This window comes from Anaerosolibacter carboniphilus (genome assembly GCF_014205875.1).
Taxonomy (GTDB): Bacteria; Bacillota; Clostridia; order Peptostreptococcales; family Thermotaleaceae; genus Anaerosolibacter; species Anaerosolibacter carboniphilus.
Genome location: NZ_JACHEN010000017.1, coordinates 41119 through 55303 on the forward strand (window position 1 = coordinate 41119; position 14185 = coordinate 55303).

Annotated in this window: 15 protein-coding genes and 1 riboswitch; of the genes, 12 read left to right on the plus strand and 3 right to left on the minus strand. The window is 40.6% G+C overall.

Translation table 11 applies throughout. From position 1 onward, the window contains the following. The first annotated feature begins 3 nt into the window (after positions 1-3). The 6 genes from HNQ80_RS13880 to HNQ80_RS13900 all read left to right on the plus strand — a co-directional run bounded on the left by HNQ80_RS13880 (position 4) and on the right by HNQ80_RS13900 (position 4676). The gene (locus tag HNQ80_RS13880; RefSeq protein ID WP_184311270.1) at positions 4-1569 is read left to right on the plus strand and encodes a spore germination protein; all 1566 of its coding nucleotides are present in this window, start codon (positions 4-6) and stop codon (positions 1567-1569) included. A gap of 11 nt (positions 1570-1580) precedes the next feature. Continuing rightward, positions 1581-2678, plus strand: coding sequence for a GerAB/ArcD/ProY family transporter (locus HNQ80_RS13885; RefSeq protein ID WP_184311271.1), 1098 nt, complete (start codon positions 1581-1583; stop codon positions 2676-2678). Continuing rightward, a complete protein-coding gene (locus HNQ80_RS13890; protein ID WP_184311272.1) occupies positions 2668-3882 on the plus strand; it encodes a Ger(x)C family spore germination protein in 1215 nt (404 codons plus the stop codon). The genes HNQ80_RS13885 and HNQ80_RS13890 overlap by 11 nt, the downstream gene beginning before the upstream one ends. 115 nt (positions 3883-3997) lie before the next feature. Further along, complete coding sequence (locus HNQ80_RS26285) at positions 3998-4132, plus strand: hypothetical protein (RefSeq protein WP_279288997.1); 135 nt, start codon at positions 3998-4000, stop codon at positions 4130-4132. Positions 4133-4150: 18 nt separating this feature from the next. Further along, positions 4151-4309 carry a hypothetical protein gene (locus HNQ80_RS13895; RefSeq protein ID WP_184311273.1) on the plus strand — a complete coding sequence of 53 codons (159 nt, stop codon included), beginning with the start codon at positions 4151-4153 and terminating at the stop codon, positions 4307-4309. A 13-nt stretch (positions 4310-4322) separates the two neighbouring features. Then, on the plus strand, positions 4323-4676 hold the full coding sequence (locus HNQ80_RS13900) for a cupin domain-containing protein (protein ID WP_184311274.1): 354 nt from the start codon (positions 4323-4325) through the stop codon (positions 4674-4676). 42 nt (positions 4677-4718) lie between these two features. On the opposite strand, the gene HNQ80_RS13905 is transcribed toward HNQ80_RS13900, so the two are convergent. Continuing rightward, entirely contained in the window at positions 4719-5849 is a 1131-nt protein-coding gene (locus HNQ80_RS13905) for a zinc-dependent alcohol dehydrogenase (RefSeq protein ID WP_184311275.1), read from the minus strand. Between the two features lie 203 nt (positions 5850-6052). On the opposite strand from HNQ80_RS13905, the gene HNQ80_RS13910 reads away from it, so the two are divergent. Beyond that, on the plus strand, positions 6053-7276 hold the full coding sequence (locus HNQ80_RS13910; RefSeq protein ID WP_184311276.1) for an FprA family A-type flavoprotein: 1224 nt from the start codon (positions 6053-6055) through the stop codon (positions 7274-7276). Positions 7277-7490: 214 nt separating this feature from the next. Continuing rightward, positions 7491-9218: a hypothetical protein gene (locus HNQ80_RS13915; protein WP_184311277.1), complete on the plus strand. Its 1728-nt coding sequence runs from the start codon at positions 7491-7493 to the stop codon at positions 9216-9218. 120 nt (positions 9219-9338) lie between these two features. Here the strand turns inward: HNQ80_RS13915 and thiT are convergent, their stop codons facing one another. Further along, entirely contained in the window at positions 9339-9860 is a 522-nt protein-coding gene (thiT, locus tag HNQ80_RS13920; protein ID WP_184311278.1) for an energy-coupled thiamine transporter ThiT, read from the minus strand. 61 nt (positions 9861-9921) lie between these two features. Next, positions 9922-10035, minus strand: a riboswitch (TPP riboswitch). Positions 10036-10087: 52 nt separating this feature from the next. Continuing rightward, positions 10088-10642, minus strand: a complete 555-nt coding sequence (locus tag HNQ80_RS13925) for a hemerythrin domain-containing protein (protein ID WP_184311279.1) — start codon at positions 10640-10642, stop codon at positions 10088-10090. 317 nt (positions 10643-10959) lie between these two features. Between HNQ80_RS13925 and HNQ80_RS13930 the strand changes: the two genes are divergently transcribed. From HNQ80_RS13930 to glnA, 4 genes are all read left to right on the plus strand, one after another. Beyond that, entirely contained in the window at positions 10960-11148 is a 189-nt protein-coding gene (locus HNQ80_RS13930) for an asparagine synthase (RefSeq protein ID WP_184311280.1), read from the plus strand. A 110-nt stretch (positions 11149-11258) separates the two neighbouring features. Beyond that, on the plus strand, positions 11259-11948 hold the full coding sequence (locus HNQ80_RS13935; RefSeq protein ID WP_184311281.1) for a hypothetical protein: 690 nt from the start codon (positions 11259-11261) through the stop codon (positions 11946-11948). A 215-nt stretch (positions 11949-12163) separates the two neighbouring features. Next, on the plus strand, positions 12164-12604 hold the full coding sequence (locus tag HNQ80_RS13940; RefSeq protein WP_184311282.1) for an Lrp/AsnC family transcriptional regulator: 441 nt from the start codon (positions 12164-12166) through the stop codon (positions 12602-12604). 14 nt (positions 12605-12618) lie between these two features. Next, positions 12619-14049 (plus strand): type I glutamate--ammonia ligase, encoded by a 1431-nt coding sequence (gene glnA, locus HNQ80_RS13945; RefSeq protein ID WP_184311283.1) that lies wholly within the window; start codon positions 12619-12621, stop codon positions 14047-14049. Positions 14050-14185 lie beyond the last annotated feature (136 nt).

Here is a 14185-nt window from a genome sequence, read left to right on the forward strand (position 1 = left end):
CTGATGAGACTGATGGATAGAATAAAAGGGCTATTTGGAAAAAGGGAAGCAGCTAAAAATAAAATATTTGAATATGAGGAATTTCAAAAAGCGTATGTTTCTAAGAAACTCAAGGATAATTTAGACTATCTACAGAGAATATTAAAGGGAAGTCAGGATATTATTTATAGGGAATTTAGTATAAGAGCTATAAATCAGGAATTTTTACTGGTCTATGTGGATGGCATGGCAGAAAAGAAACTATTGAATGATCAAATTTTAAAGTCCATGATGGTGGAGATGAACCCATTCCTGGCTAAAGAAAAATTCACCCTGGAAGAAGTAAAAAACCAATTGGTCAGTGCCACAGAGGTAAATGAAGTAGAAACCTTTGATAAATTGGTACTTGCATTGTTATCTGGAGATACCCTTGTTTTTATGGAGGGATCAGCCCATGGATTGATCGTAGGGAGTAAGGGCTGGGAGAGCAGGGGTGTTTCTGAGCCTACGACGGAGAAAAGTGTAAAGGGACCAAAGGATTGTTTTATAGAAACCCTTAAGAACAATATCGTGCTGATTCGAAGAAGAATCCGTGATCCAAATTTGGCGGTGGAGATGCTGCAAGTAGGGCGGAGATCTAAAACGGATGTGGCCATTGTTTATCTAAAAGGCGTTATGCGACAGGAAATCGTAGCATTGATCAAGAAGAGAATTCAGCAGGTCGATACGGATGGGCTTATTGACAGCACGGAACTAATGGGTCTCATTGAAGATCACAAGTGGACGTTTTTTCCCCAAATTCAGCATACGGAGCGACCCGACAGAGCTGTAGCAGCTATTTTAGAAGCGAGGGCAGCAGTTCTAGTGGATGGATCACCCTTTGCCTTGCTGGCGCCTGCTACCTTTTCCATGTTTTTAGACTCACCAGACGATTATTATGAAAGAGCCATCGTATCCTCGCTTATACGGTTTACTAGATACTTGAGTTTTTTCATATCAGCCAGTTTACCAGGGGTCTATATCGCTATTACATCCTTTCATCCGGGAATGCTGCCGGTGGCATTGGCCCTATCCATTACAGGAACCAGAGTAGCCCTGCCATTTCCAACGGTGGTAGAGATGTTTGCCATGGAGACCATTTTAGAAGTCCTCCATGAAGCGGGGCTTCGCCTCCCCCAAGCCATTGGACAGACGGTGGGGATTGTAGGTGGTATCGTCATCGGGCAAGCAGCAGTGCAGGCTGGCCTGGTGAGCCCTGTAGTGGTAATTATTGTAGCTATGACGGCCATCACTTCCTTTACCCTTTCCAGCTACAGCCTGAACCTTACGACGAGAGTGCTTAGGATTCCCTTCATGATTGCAGGATCAACTTTAGGATTATACGGCATCATGGTATTATGGATGTTTTTACTTACCCATATGTCTTCTTTGGAAAGCTTTGGTGTGGGGTATTTAGAAGATTTCTCACCCTTCCGGCTGAGGGATTTAAAGGATACGTTTATACGTGTACCCAAGTATCTCATGGGCAAGCGGCCTGAGTTTTTAAAGCCCGAGGATACGCAGCGGCAGAGGACTAGAAAAAAACAGTAAGGAGAATTCCTGTGAAAAAAAAGGTTGAATTAGGCAGTGTGGATATGATGTCTTTTATCGTCCAGGCTTCCTTGGGAACAAGACTGTTGGCATTTCCCAGATATATCGTGGAAGAGGCAGGGAATGATGCATGGATCTCCGTGCTGCTTGGAGGTTTCCTTGTACTTGTTCTTGCTCTTGTGTTGTACTGGCTGGCAGGTCAATATCCGGGTCTAAATGGTTCTGAAATCGTCCTGAGGGTATATGGAAAGTGGTTTGGAAGCGCGGGGTTAATTGTGATTTCCATCCATACTCTCGCAACCATGGGGCTGTCCCTACGCACCTTTGGAGATAGTATACACCTATATCTTTTAAGCGAAACACCCTTGGGTGTTACAGCAGGTATATTACTTCTACTAAGTGTTTATGCATTAAGGAAAGGCATAAAAACCATTGCTGCTTTGATCAATATTCTGGTGCCTATTTCCATACTGATTAAGATCACTTTAATTTTACTGCCGATGAACAGGATGGATGTAAAGGCTCTTTTACCGATATTGCATGGGGGAATCAAACCTGTAACGATGGGTGCTTTGGAGATGCTGGATGTGATCTATAGTTTTACCATTATTGCTTACATCCTGCCCTATTTCAAAGAGGCAAAGGGAACACCGAAATGGATTGCTGCTGGGATTGGTATTGCTACGAGTCTTTATCTGGGGATCGTATCCATGTGTATCATGGTTTTTGGCGCGGAGGAGACGACTTATTTGCTATATCCCACCATGACCTTGGCGAAATCTCTTCAATTCAAAGCCCAACTTTTTGAGCGGGCAGAAAGTCTATTCATGGCAGGCTGGATCATACATACATTCTTAGTGATCGTTCTGACCTATTTCGTTGGTCTTTTAAATTTAAAAGCCCTGTTTCAGACAAGTAAGAATAATCTGCTGATTTATGTGCAAATGCCTTTGATTATGGCCCTTGTTTATCTGCCCCAAGATGTGGTTCAATTGGATGTGTTTAAAAAGTACGTCTATTTCTTAGGAAGGATCATTGTTTTAGTATTTATGCCCGTGGCGGCAGCAATCGCATTCTATAGGAACAGGAGGGGAGATCATGGCGCGTAACTTAGGATTGATAGTGTTATGTCTTACACTTCTTACAGGCTGCTGGGATCATCAGGAGATCCAGCAGAGAGGTTATATATTGGGGGTAGCCATCGATAAAGCCCATCCTCTTCCCAAGGGCCAAGAGCCGGAAAAATCCTATATGAGTGAAAGGGACCTTGAAGTTATGCCTACCCATAGAAAAAACCCTGAGTATTCCTTTACCATTGAACTGCCGGTCATCGCATTAGCAAAGAGTCAACCGACTGGATCGACTGGCGGTGGTGGGGAAGGAGCGGCATCCTGGGAATTGACCATTCGGGGGAACTCCTTTATGGAAGTCAATCGAGAATTTTCCACTAGATTAGATTATCCACCTTTTTATGAGCATCTTCAAGCCATTGTTATCAGTGAGGATGTGGCCCGCCAGGGGATTAGCCGTGTTCTGGATTTATTTCTGCGAGACCATGAGATGCGAAGAAGAACAAAAATCTTTATTGCACCGGGAGAGGCGAAGAAGATTTTAGATGTAAAACCCAGGATTAGTGACTATCCTGCAATATATCTGGCAGCTTTGCCTTTCAACGCCGACAGAACTTCCAGATTGCTCCATAAGACAGACCTGGGAGAAGTCTCTCAAAGCCTTCATACCAAAACAGACTTTGTGCTGCCTAGAGTCATTGCCAGCAAGGATGAAGTCAAGGATGCAGGATCTGCTGTTTTCAAAGGAGATAAAATGGTTGGCTGGCTGGGAGAAATTGATACGGCATATATGAAGATTATCCGAGATTCTGCTTTAGGGGGTGTCATCGTCGTAGATATGCCCGGAAATCCCGAGGCAATCGTTACACTAGAGATAAGGAAGATAAACACAAAAGTTAGGCCGATTATCACCGAACATGATATCAAGATGAGAATTGAGACCGAGGTAACCTTTAACCAGGCGGAGAAGACAGAAGCCCATTTTAGAAAAAGTTTAGATGAGGCATATCTAAAGGCGTTAGAGAGAAAGGCAGAGAACTTGATGGAGGCGCAAATGAAAGATACGGTGAAATACGTACAGGATGAATTTGGTGCCGATGTTTTCCATTTCAATGTGATCATGCAGCGATATGCTCCCGATACCTGGGATCAGGTGAAGGATCGATGGCATGAAATTTTTACGCAGATTGAAACAGAAGTCCATGTAAAAGCAAAGGTGGAGCAGATAGGCACCATGAAATAGTTTAAACTAATTTTCCCTTCTTTGATTTGAATCACATCCTGCAAGCTGCATTTTCTATAGAATAAGGACAGAAGCATACAGCAGATGAATAGATGTATCGATAAAAAAGAATGAAATGGGAGATATTATTCCTAGGATAGTGAAAGAAGGTGAGTCCATGGAGTTTATCATTACAGATACAGCAAAAAAACAACTCATGGAAACGTTTCAAGGGAAAAAGATACGAATCTTTCCTAAGATAAAGACTTGAGCAGGCATTACCTACCAAATGGTTCAGGATGAACCAAGGGATAGTGACCGCTTGTATCAAGTAGGGGATTTGTATTTTATGATGGACCAAGAGGAAGAAAAATATGTTTCCTATTTAGAAATTGATTTTGAAGAGAATTGGTGGGGAGCAGATTTTATTATAACCGCAGGATTTTGAGGAGGGTGTAAAAATGAAAATTGAAAAAATAGCAGAGCGAATTGTTTACTCCGATGCGACCTTTACGAAGCGGGTAATATTCAGTGAAGAAAAAGTATTAAACTTTGTGTTGAACATGAAACCGGGGCAGGTAATCCCACCCCATCAGCACGAGGATTGTGATTTGGTGCTTCATGTACTCATCGGTGGTGGAGAGCTGACCGTAGATGGAAAAGTAGAGCGCATCACCGCGGGGGATGTGGTTTACTGTGTAGGGCAGGAGACATTTAGTTTGAAGAATGATACCGGTGAAAATATGTCTTGTTTCGTGGTGATTACACCGCGACCATCTTTGAAAATCTATGCTGACGAAATTGGAAACCAATAAGAATAGTCTTAAAACCATAAAACGGAGGCCATGGCCTCCGTTTTATGGTTTTAAGACTACTTTAATGCAGCCATCCTTTTTCTCATCAAAAATTCCATAGGCGTAGGAGCCTTTTTCCAGAGGCAGACGGTGGGTGATAATATCTGTGGCATCAAATTGGCCCTCTTTGATTAACTTCATGATAGGCTCCACATAAGCGTGGGCAGGGCATTGTCCCATTTTTAGGGTAATATTTCTTGCAAAGAAATCTCCCAAAGGAAATAGGTTATATCGCGTGCCATATACACCTACTAAAGCCACCGTGCCACCTTTTCTTACAGATCTGGAAGCGATCTCGATGGCTGATTTAGAGCCACCTTGCAGCTTGAGCATAGTTTCCAGTTTTTCAAAGGCTGTCATGACGCCATCCAATCCTACACAGTCGATCACCACATCAGCCCCACCGTTGGTTGTATCCTTGATGTACTCTCCCGTGTCATTATGATCTCTAAAATTTACTACTTCTACACCATTATATTTTTTTGCATGGTCAAGTCGATAGTCCACATAGTCTACCGCGATGATGCGATTGGCTCCCTTATAAGCTGCCCATTTTTGAGTTAATAGTCCCACGGGACCACAGCCTAAGACAGCTACGGTATCCCCAGGTTTTACATTCCCAATATCTGTACCCCAATAGGAGGTTGGAAGAATATCCGTTAAAAAGAGAACCTGTTCATCGGTGAGCTCTTCGGGTACTACGGTAGGACCCACGTTGGCGTAGGGAACCCTTAAATACTCTGCTTGTCCGCCATCATAGCCACCATAGGTATCACTATAACCGAAAATAGCACCTACTTCTCCGTGGGGATTAGAGTTGTCGCACTGACTCCATAGGTCATGCTCGCAATACCAGCAGTGGCCACAGGAGATGGGGAAAGGAACAATGACGCGATCGCCTTTTTTAACCTTCGTAACTTCAGGACCTGCTTCAATAACGATTCCCATGGTTTCATGACCCAAAATAAAACCTTTTGGCATGTTTGGAACCCTGCCATGAACCAAGTGCAAATCAGAACCACAAATGGCTGTGGAAGTAACTTTGACGATGATATCATCAGGCTTCATCATTACAGGGTCCTTTACATTTGCAACTTGTACATTTTTCATACCTTCATAGACACAGGCTTTCATGTATATCACTCCTAATTTTGATAGAAAACATGTTTAGCATGGCAAATAGCTGCGTTCTTTTATTAGCCTTTTCACTAAGAATGGAGTTTATACAAAATACTATTTATAATCTTTTTCCATTTGATTGGAATCACATTCTCCATAGAAGATCTCCTCTATAATAAAGACATAAGAAAGAGATATAAGAAAGAGGAGGAATTTATATGTTAAACAAATTAGAAATCGCCCCAAATGCATACTGGGTGGGTTATGTGGATGATAGAAAAGTGCCATTTCACCGTTTGATTTTAGAGAAAGGTACAACCTATAATAGTTATTTTTTAGATACAGAAAAACCAACCCTGATTGATACAGTAGATATCGAATTTGGCAAGGTATTTGTAGAAAACTTAAGTCAAATCATCGATCCAATGAAACTAGCTTATATCGTCATCAATCACGTGGAACCAGATCATGCAGGTGCATTGCCAGCGTTGATAAGCAAAGCAAAAAATGCAAAGATTGTGACGACTGCATTGGGTGCAGAAGAGCTAAAGAATATGTTTAGACTACACAATAGAGAGTTTGTCATTATCAAAGACGGGGATACCCTGGACATTGGGGGAAAAACCTTGCAGTTCTTTGAAACACCTTATCTTCATACGGAAGAAACCATGGTGACATACTGCGTTGAAGATAAGATCCTATATCCTTGTGACCAATTTAGTTCTCATGTGGCTACCTATGAGCTATTCAATGATTTGGCGAAGGAGGATATTTCACCTGATTTTAACGTATATTATCAGCTAATCATGCATCCTCACAGACCTTATGTTCAAGACATGCTTCAGAAGATCAGCGGGCTAGACATTCAAATGATCGCGCCATCCCATGGCTATATTCTAAGAACAGAAGTGGAGAAATATATCAAAGCTTATGATGAAATGAGTAAACCAAAGGGAGATAAAAAAGCAGCGATTTTATTCAGTACCATGACAGGGAATACCACGAAAGTCGCAAAATTAATCGCGGAAGGACTAGAAGAAAAAGGTATTGAGTTCAGAATCATTAATGTAGATAATGCGGATCAGGAAACAATCAAGGAAGCTATCCTGGAATCCGACGCCCTGTTCTTAGGAAGCTCAACGAGATATGCAGACATGGTAGGTAAACTGGAAGATGTGCTGAAGGAATTGAGAAATATGGATTTAAGTGAAAAACTAGCCATTGCTTTTGGATCCTATGGTTGGAGTGGTGAGGCAATTCAGGTGATCCAGGATTACCTAATGACATCAGGTATGAAGGTGGTCGATTCATCTTTACTTATTAAATCTACAGGAATGACCCATATACAGCTGCCGTTAAGGATAAAGTTTGCACCAGCAGACGAAGGGGTAGACCAGTGTGTAGAAGTAGGTAAGGTTATTGGAGACTTGTTAATTGCATAACAAAAGGGGTTGCACAGCATGCAACCCCTTTTGTTATGAATAGACCACTTGATTCCTTGCTCTGTTCATTTTATTACTTTTCTCAGATATTTATTTACACTATCGTTATAAGGTAGTTTCGTAATGGGGTATAAAAATTTGTAAATTAATTGTAAGAGATTGGGAAGTGCATACATGATACAATAAAACTATAAAAGAAATAGGAGGAAGATACATGTTACATAGGAAAATAATCACTCTCTTTACGGTAATAGCACTGCTAGTTTCAAGTATGCTCTCTGTGCACGGACAGAATGCTTCTGAAAAACCGTACAAAATAGGAGATATTATCGGTTCTTTTCAAAAGAGTACTGCTGTTGTATCCATTGAAAGAATAGACCCCTCATTAGAAGTTATTATAGGTGAGAAGAGCATTCCTACATATCAGATTGATGGAGATCTTTTCATTTGTGCAGAGGACTTGGAATACTATGGGTATAAAAGAGAATGGGATGGAGAGAAACGGCAAACACATTTAACTTTTGATGGGAAAAATATAAAAGGAACAACAAAACACATTAAAGGGAATGGAAATATATACTACAGCGATATCCAGATTTATGTGGACGGTGTGTTGTTTCCAAGTTTCAACATAGGTGGATATTCGTTAATCAAGATTACAGATCTGATGAAGAATCATCATATTGTTTTCAACAGAAAGTATGATCAGGAGAGACGGATCTTTGCTTTGAAAGGGAAAATTAGCCTGCCAGCAGGGGACGTGGCCCCTAAAGGCGGCATTAAGGGAAATATCATTGTATATGGTTATGGACACAGAGGGATTCCAGAGAAATCAATTGTAAAAAAGTTTCAAATCCAGGAAGGTAAGAATTCTAGCAATTATGAAATTAGTCAAGCAAATTATCGTGCAAATAAGTCTGCCTATGATATGTATATACCCACAAATACCATGATAGTGAAGAACGATATGTATGACCCTTCATATGTAGGATATGAGATTGACGATAGCTATGGATATTTCAGCGGCTCTCTATATGAGGAGAGCGGTGCGGCCAGGGAAGACTACAGTGCCTTTGTAAGAGACCTTGAGGATTTCAGAGTGGATTATGATCAATTTCATCTGGAAATTTTCAAGAAGGTAAAGCTAGCAGGAACAGTCCACCTATCGGAGAAGATAGCCATAGAGGATGCAGTAGAGAATAGGGTGTTAAGGGTTTCAGCGATAAAGCAGGAAGATAATACGTCTTCATCTAAAATGATCGTGAAAGATATTGTGGTTCCTCTAAATGCTACATCCATCGACTATGAGATGGATGTCATAGCGAATGAAAACTATATCATACAGTATGACCTCACACTATATGGAATATTTAGACCAAGGTTTGGTATGTGGGTTGGGCCAGCCTATCCACTGCTAAATAGTGGCTATTATTCACCCCAGGGATTTGTAAAAGAATCCAGTGAAGCCCAAGGGGTTACGATAAAAAATATGAAGGTAGACAATTTGAATATCAATATACCCATCCCGCCAAAACTCTTATCTGGGAAGGTCCAGTTTAGCGGTATGGAAGCCTATTTCAATGGAGATAGGATAAAAGTGATCAATATAGGAGAAGATTTAGCCATTTTCCCCTGGGACTTTGTAGGAAGGGGTTACACGATAAAGTATGAGGGTGAGAATGAAGATATTAGCTTCATGAAAGGCTTAGCGAGTATAGAGAAAAGCGATTTAGGAACATGGGGAGAGGGACTGAAAGAAGGAGATTTCATGGGCCATATTGGATATTTGCCCAAGAAGGTTTTCATCGATGGAAAATTTATACCGGCCTATGAGTGGAAGGGTGATTATATTATTTTGATAAAGGATTTAGCTGTAGTTGGCTTTGAAGTAAAACAAGATGAAGAGAAGAAGACAGTAACCATCAGCAAGCCCGTTTTATGATCTATTTTTCTCATATATCGGATCTTGATATCTTGAGGTTTTGTAGGGTTGGGCGATTTTGCCTGATCGTGGTTTCTAGCGTAATATAAAAGGGTGGACAGTGTTGTCCACCCTTACATACTAATTTGGGATACGTTTAAAGGCGCGATATAGGATACCAACCAATACAAAGGATATGATTAGTTCTGGTACCAAGTATGCACCGTTATAAACGATAGAGTAAATCCAAGGATTCATGTTTTCAGGGGCGTAGGATGCCCAAAGAATCACGCCTGAAAGTACTGTAGACACAAATCTGCCTAGGATTCCGAAGAAAACCCCTAAAAAGACGCCTTTAAAATCTTTTCTAAACAAGCCTGCAAGACCTAACAATCCAAAGGCTACTACATAATCTAAAAGAATTGATAAGATGTGGAAGGAATACTTAGGGCCTAATACGAATTGCAGTATGCCGTAAACGGCTCCCGCCAAGATCCCTGGACCTGCGCCCCATCGAATTGCATAAAACAGAATCGGTACCATGCTGCCTGCCGTGACAGAACCGCCATAAGGAGCTTCAAAGATCTTCACATAGCTTAAAATTTGTGCCAAAGCAATCATAATGCCCGCTTCTACGAGCATTTTTGTAGAAAAATTTCTCATCACACATTCTCCTTTTCATTTTCAAATAAAAAATGCTGCATCGGATGGATGCAGCATTTCATTCTAATTAAATTAAAATTTCCTACGCTGGCATTATCCAGATCAGGTATATGGGTCGAAGTATCAATAGGATCTCCCTCTCAGCCAGACTCATCCAGCTCCCCGTTTAATTATTCAATTAACATATTCAGTGTAACAGATGCTAGAAAAAAAATCAATGAATGCTTTTATCGAATTTGTTCTTCTAGTTCATGGATCAGTCCTAAGTAGTATTCCTGGGTTTTTCTTTCCTGGGCGGAGGTTTCTACGGCCTTGCACTGGCGCTCTATGTCCTCCAAAGCCTCTTTGCTTAATCTTTTTTGAGCAAAGGTGTAAATAGCATGATCCTCTTTATCGATATGGCGATGCAGGAGATCCGTGTAGGCGATGGCGTTGGCGATCACGTCTACCCGTGCATCTTGATTTCCTTGTTTTACCTGATCTAAGGCTTGCTCCAGGTTACTGATAAAGAGTCTGCCTAAATCATGCTCTGCGAACATACCCATGATGGGGCCTTTTTCGACGGCCTCACCCAGCTCTGTAGACATTTTCTTAAATAGGATATCTTCTTCCTTGCTATGGTGATGCTTATCGGCATAATTCCTGACAAAATCAATGACCTTGCGAAAGGCTGCATCGTCGACTGGGGCACCATTCACAATTTGAATACAAAAATGGCGAGTAACTTTTAAAATCCGTTTGATATGCTTGTGTTCTTCTATCATCAATTCAATGGCATTCATTATTATTCCTCCTTTTGGGTTAGTAGTTAGAAGTTTTAAGATCAACCTTGCAGGGCTTAAATTACTAAAGACCTAAGCGTTAGACATGCAAACCTCTAACCAGATAGATTACTATTTTGATTTAAATATTGATACAAATGAAGCGTCAATTCTATAATCATCTCCCTATATATATTATGCGCTTTTTATTCCAGATCAAACAGCTTGTGATAAATATCAATTTTTTCTGGTATATATGAAAGCTTTTGACAGGGATAAAAAGAAACAGATCATTGCATGATAATAATGTATTACAAAAAATAAGGAGGGATTTTTTCATGGATGTACGTGAAGGATTAATTCCCACTGTTCTCGGTACTGCTGTTGCAGCGACAGGAGCCATGATGAAAAGAAGAGATATGGCACCGATGATCGCAGCTGGTATTGTAGGTTTTGGCCTAGCCCATGTGGTACTAGGTGCCATCGATTTAGTAGAGCATATGGATGAAAGACGATCGTTGCAGTGAGGGGAAAGCTTCCCTCACTTTTATTGTAAGCGGATGCATAAAGAAAATAATTTGATGTAGTCAACTTTATTTTGGGTATAATAAATTTATAGTTGAAGGGAGGAGAAATGATGAAACGTAGCATTTACATAGGATTTATCATCGTGCTCATCATAGTGATATTGACTGGGTGTGTGCAGAAGGTTGATCCATCCAAAGAACCAGAGGAACCTACGGAGGAAATAAAACCGCCTGCCCAAGCACTATTAGAGGTGCTGCCTACAACAACAGGAGATCAATATTTCTATAATGGTTTTGCAGAATATGGTCATATACAGACCATTGAGCGTATTGATGAGGAGGAAGGGAAAAAGATTTATCATGTGGTAGGGATGGTAGACGATCCTTCTGGGGGAGAAGCCACAGGGGAGTTTACCCTTGAAATGCAGTATATTGTAGATAGCGAGAAGATCACAGAAAAAATCCTCCAAGGTCAAAAACTGCCCCATAAGATTCCAGAGCTAGAAGTACTTAGATTACCATTGGAAAAAGGGAATCGCTGGGAGCAGAAGATGCTCATCGATGGAAGAGAAGAGACATTGAAGGCTGTCATTGAATCTGTTGATGTAGATCCCCAGGACAAACGAGAAACCTATACCATTGTATACACCGTGCCTATGGCAGATATGCCAGAAAATACCTATAAAGAAATTAGAACCTATAAAAAAGGTGTGGGACTGTATTATTTTGAGAGTACCTTGGGTAAAGAGTACGACTTTATGTTTAACTATGCATTAGGACTGATTGAAAAAAAAGAATAAAGACTTTAAAACGGAATGATATATAAAAGGGACTAGATACACATGGGAAGCACGTGTATCTAGTCCCTTTTATGCAGAAAAACAAAATTGTAAGGTTATTTTTATTGATTATAGTGAAATTCACTAAATTATTTAAAATTTATAATTAAAATAATTGAAAATTTTCTAAAAAAGAGTAAAATAGATTTAGGAAAACCTTTTCAGGGAGGTGAAATATGGATAGATATGATGTACTGATACTAGAGGAACTACAAAACAATGGAAAAATCAGTATGGCAGAGTTGGGGAGAAAAATCGGACTATCTACCTCAGCAACTAGTGAGCGGGTAAAGAAACTGGAGCAAGAAGGGGTTATCAAAAACTATACAGTGATTCTAGATGGAGAGAAGACAGGAATGGATATCACCGCTTTTATCTCTGTGCCAGTGGGCAATATGCCGATTCAGGAAATGGCAGAAATGATTAGCAATATGCCTCAGGTCCAGGAGTGTCATAAAGTTACAGGGAATACTTGCTTTCTTGTAAAGGTAAAAACAAAAAATACAAAAGAACTGGAGCATTTGATTGACCAGATCAATCATGCAGCACCTAATACCCATACCTATCTTGTATTATCTACCATCAAAGAAACGACGAAAATTCAGGTGGACAACTAAAAAGGGGGATATATATGTTTCAAAATATCAAGGAGCTACTGGATTTCTGTGAAGAAAAAAAAATACAGCTAGTTGATTTCAAGGTCATTGATCTGGCAGGACGATGGCATCATTTAACCATTCCTATGGAGCGATTCAATGAAAAGACCCTAAAGAATGGCATTGGCTTTGATGGTTCCAGTTATGGATTTTTGTCTGTTGAGAAATCGGATATGGTTTTCATACCTGATATTGCCAGTGCTTTTATAGATCCTTTTGCAGAACTGCCTACTTTGACGATGATTGGCGATATTTATTTAACGGGGGAAGAAAAACTGCGCTTTGAAGGAGATCCGCGATACATAGCAGAAAAAACAGAGAAGTATCTGCTAGAGCTAGGGATCGCTGATCAAAATCTACTGGGGCCTGAATTTGAATTTTATATCCTAGACCATATTTCCTTTAAAAATTCACCGAATCATACAGAGGTATTCATCGATTCTGCTCAAGCAGAATGGAGTGCAGAAAAAAAAGAAGAGAAGAATTTAGGTTATAAGGTGATGCATCACAAGGGTTATCATGCAGACATTCCTTATGACGTGAGCTTCAATTTAAGAAACAAAATGGTAAGAGCATTGGAAGATAACGGTGTTCCCATTAAATATCACCATTCTGAGAATGGAGGTCCTGGTCAGGTAGAGATCGAAGTTAGCTTTGGCCCCCTGAAAGAAATGGCAGATCGTACCATGAAATTAAAGTACATTGTAAAAAATATGGCATTGGGCAATGGCAAGACAGTTACTTTTATGCCAAAGCCCTTCTTTGGAGAAGCGGGTAGTGGCATGCATGTTCACATGCAGTTGTTCAAGGATGGGAAACCTTTGTTTTTTGATAAGGACGGATATTCAGGGCTTAGTGATATAGCCCTCTATGCCATCGGGGGTGTACTAAAACATTCTCCGGCCCTTATGGCCTTTACAAATCCGAGCACCAATTCCTATAAGCGTTTGGTACCAGGCTATGAAGCTCCTGTAAGCATTTGCTTTGCTACTGCCAATCGCAGCTCCGTAGTGAGAATTCCTGGCTATGCCACCAGTCCAGAGGCAAAACGTTTTGAATTTAGGCCTTCTGATGCTACATCCAATCCATACTTGGCTTATGCCGCTTTGATGATGGCTGCCATCGACGGAATTCAGAATAAAATCAATCCACAGGATGAAGGCTTTGGTCCCTATGATGTAAATATCTATGCCCTTTCTGATGAAGAAAAGGAAAAGATTAAGGGCTTGCCAAATTCACTGGAAGAAGCCGCCCAAGCATTGGAAGCAGATCATGATTTCTTGTTGGCAGGCGGTGTGTTTTCGAAAGGATTAATTCAGGATCAACTCAGAAGAATTAGAAGGGATGAAGTCCAAGTCAGTATCGTCCCCCATCCCCTGGAGTATAAAATGTATTACGATTTATAAGACAAAAGAGATAAGAGATAGGTTGAAAGTTGCAGGGATCGACGTCCTCGTCGTTCCGTATAAAGAATGTTTTTGCCCACATATATACGAAGTTCAAATTTAAAACCCTTAGGGAGGATATGATCTCCCTAAGGGT

Excerpts from the sequence above, each read along its gene's own strand:
- HNQ80_RS13880 (WP_184311270.1), top strand. The coding sequence starts at position 4 with ATGAGACTGATGGATAGAATAAAAGGGCTATTTGGAAAAAGGGAAGCA.
- HNQ80_RS13890 (WP_184311272.1), top strand. The coding sequence starts at position 2,668 with ATGGCGCGTAACTTAGGATTGATAGTGTTATGTCTTACACTTCTTACA.
- HNQ80_RS26285 (WP_279288997.1), top strand. The coding sequence starts at position 3,998 with ATGGGAGATATTATTCCTAGGATAGTGAAAGAAGGTGAGTCCATGGAG.
- HNQ80_RS13895 (WP_184311273.1), top strand. The coding sequence starts at position 4,151 with ATGGTTCAGGATGAACCAAGGGATAGTGACCGCTTGTATCAAGTAGGG.
- HNQ80_RS13900 (WP_184311274.1), top strand. The coding sequence starts at position 4,323 with ATGAAAATTGAAAAAATAGCAGAGCGAATTGTTTACTCCGATGCGACC.
- HNQ80_RS13905 (WP_184311275.1), bottom strand. The coding sequence starts at position 5,849 with ATGAAAGCCTGTGTCTATGAAGGTATGAAAAATGTACAAGTTGCAAAT.
- HNQ80_RS13910 (WP_184311276.1), top strand. The coding sequence starts at position 6,053 with ATGTTAAACAAATTAGAAATCGCCCCAAATGCATACTGGGTGGGTTAT.
- HNQ80_RS13915 (WP_184311277.1), top strand. The coding sequence starts at position 7,491 with ATGTTACATAGGAAAATAATCACTCTCTTTACGGTAATAGCACTGCTA.
- thiT (WP_184311278.1), bottom strand. The coding sequence starts at position 9,860 with ATGAGAAATTTTTCTACAAAAATGCTCGTAGAAGCGGGCATTATGATT.
- HNQ80_RS13925 (WP_184311279.1), bottom strand. The coding sequence starts at position 10,642 with ATGAATGCCATTGAATTGATGATAGAAGAACACAAGCATATCAAACGG.
- HNQ80_RS13930 (WP_184311280.1), top strand. The coding sequence starts at position 10,960 with ATGGATGTACGTGAAGGATTAATTCCCACTGTTCTCGGTACTGCTGTT.
- HNQ80_RS13935 (WP_184311281.1), top strand. The coding sequence starts at position 11,259 with ATGAAACGTAGCATTTACATAGGATTTATCATCGTGCTCATCATAGTG.
- HNQ80_RS13940 (WP_184311282.1), top strand. The coding sequence starts at position 12,164 with ATGGATAGATATGATGTACTGATACTAGAGGAACTACAAAACAATGGA.
- glnA (WP_184311283.1), top strand. The coding sequence starts at position 12,619 with ATGTTTCAAAATATCAAGGAGCTACTGGATTTCTGTGAAGAAAAAAAA.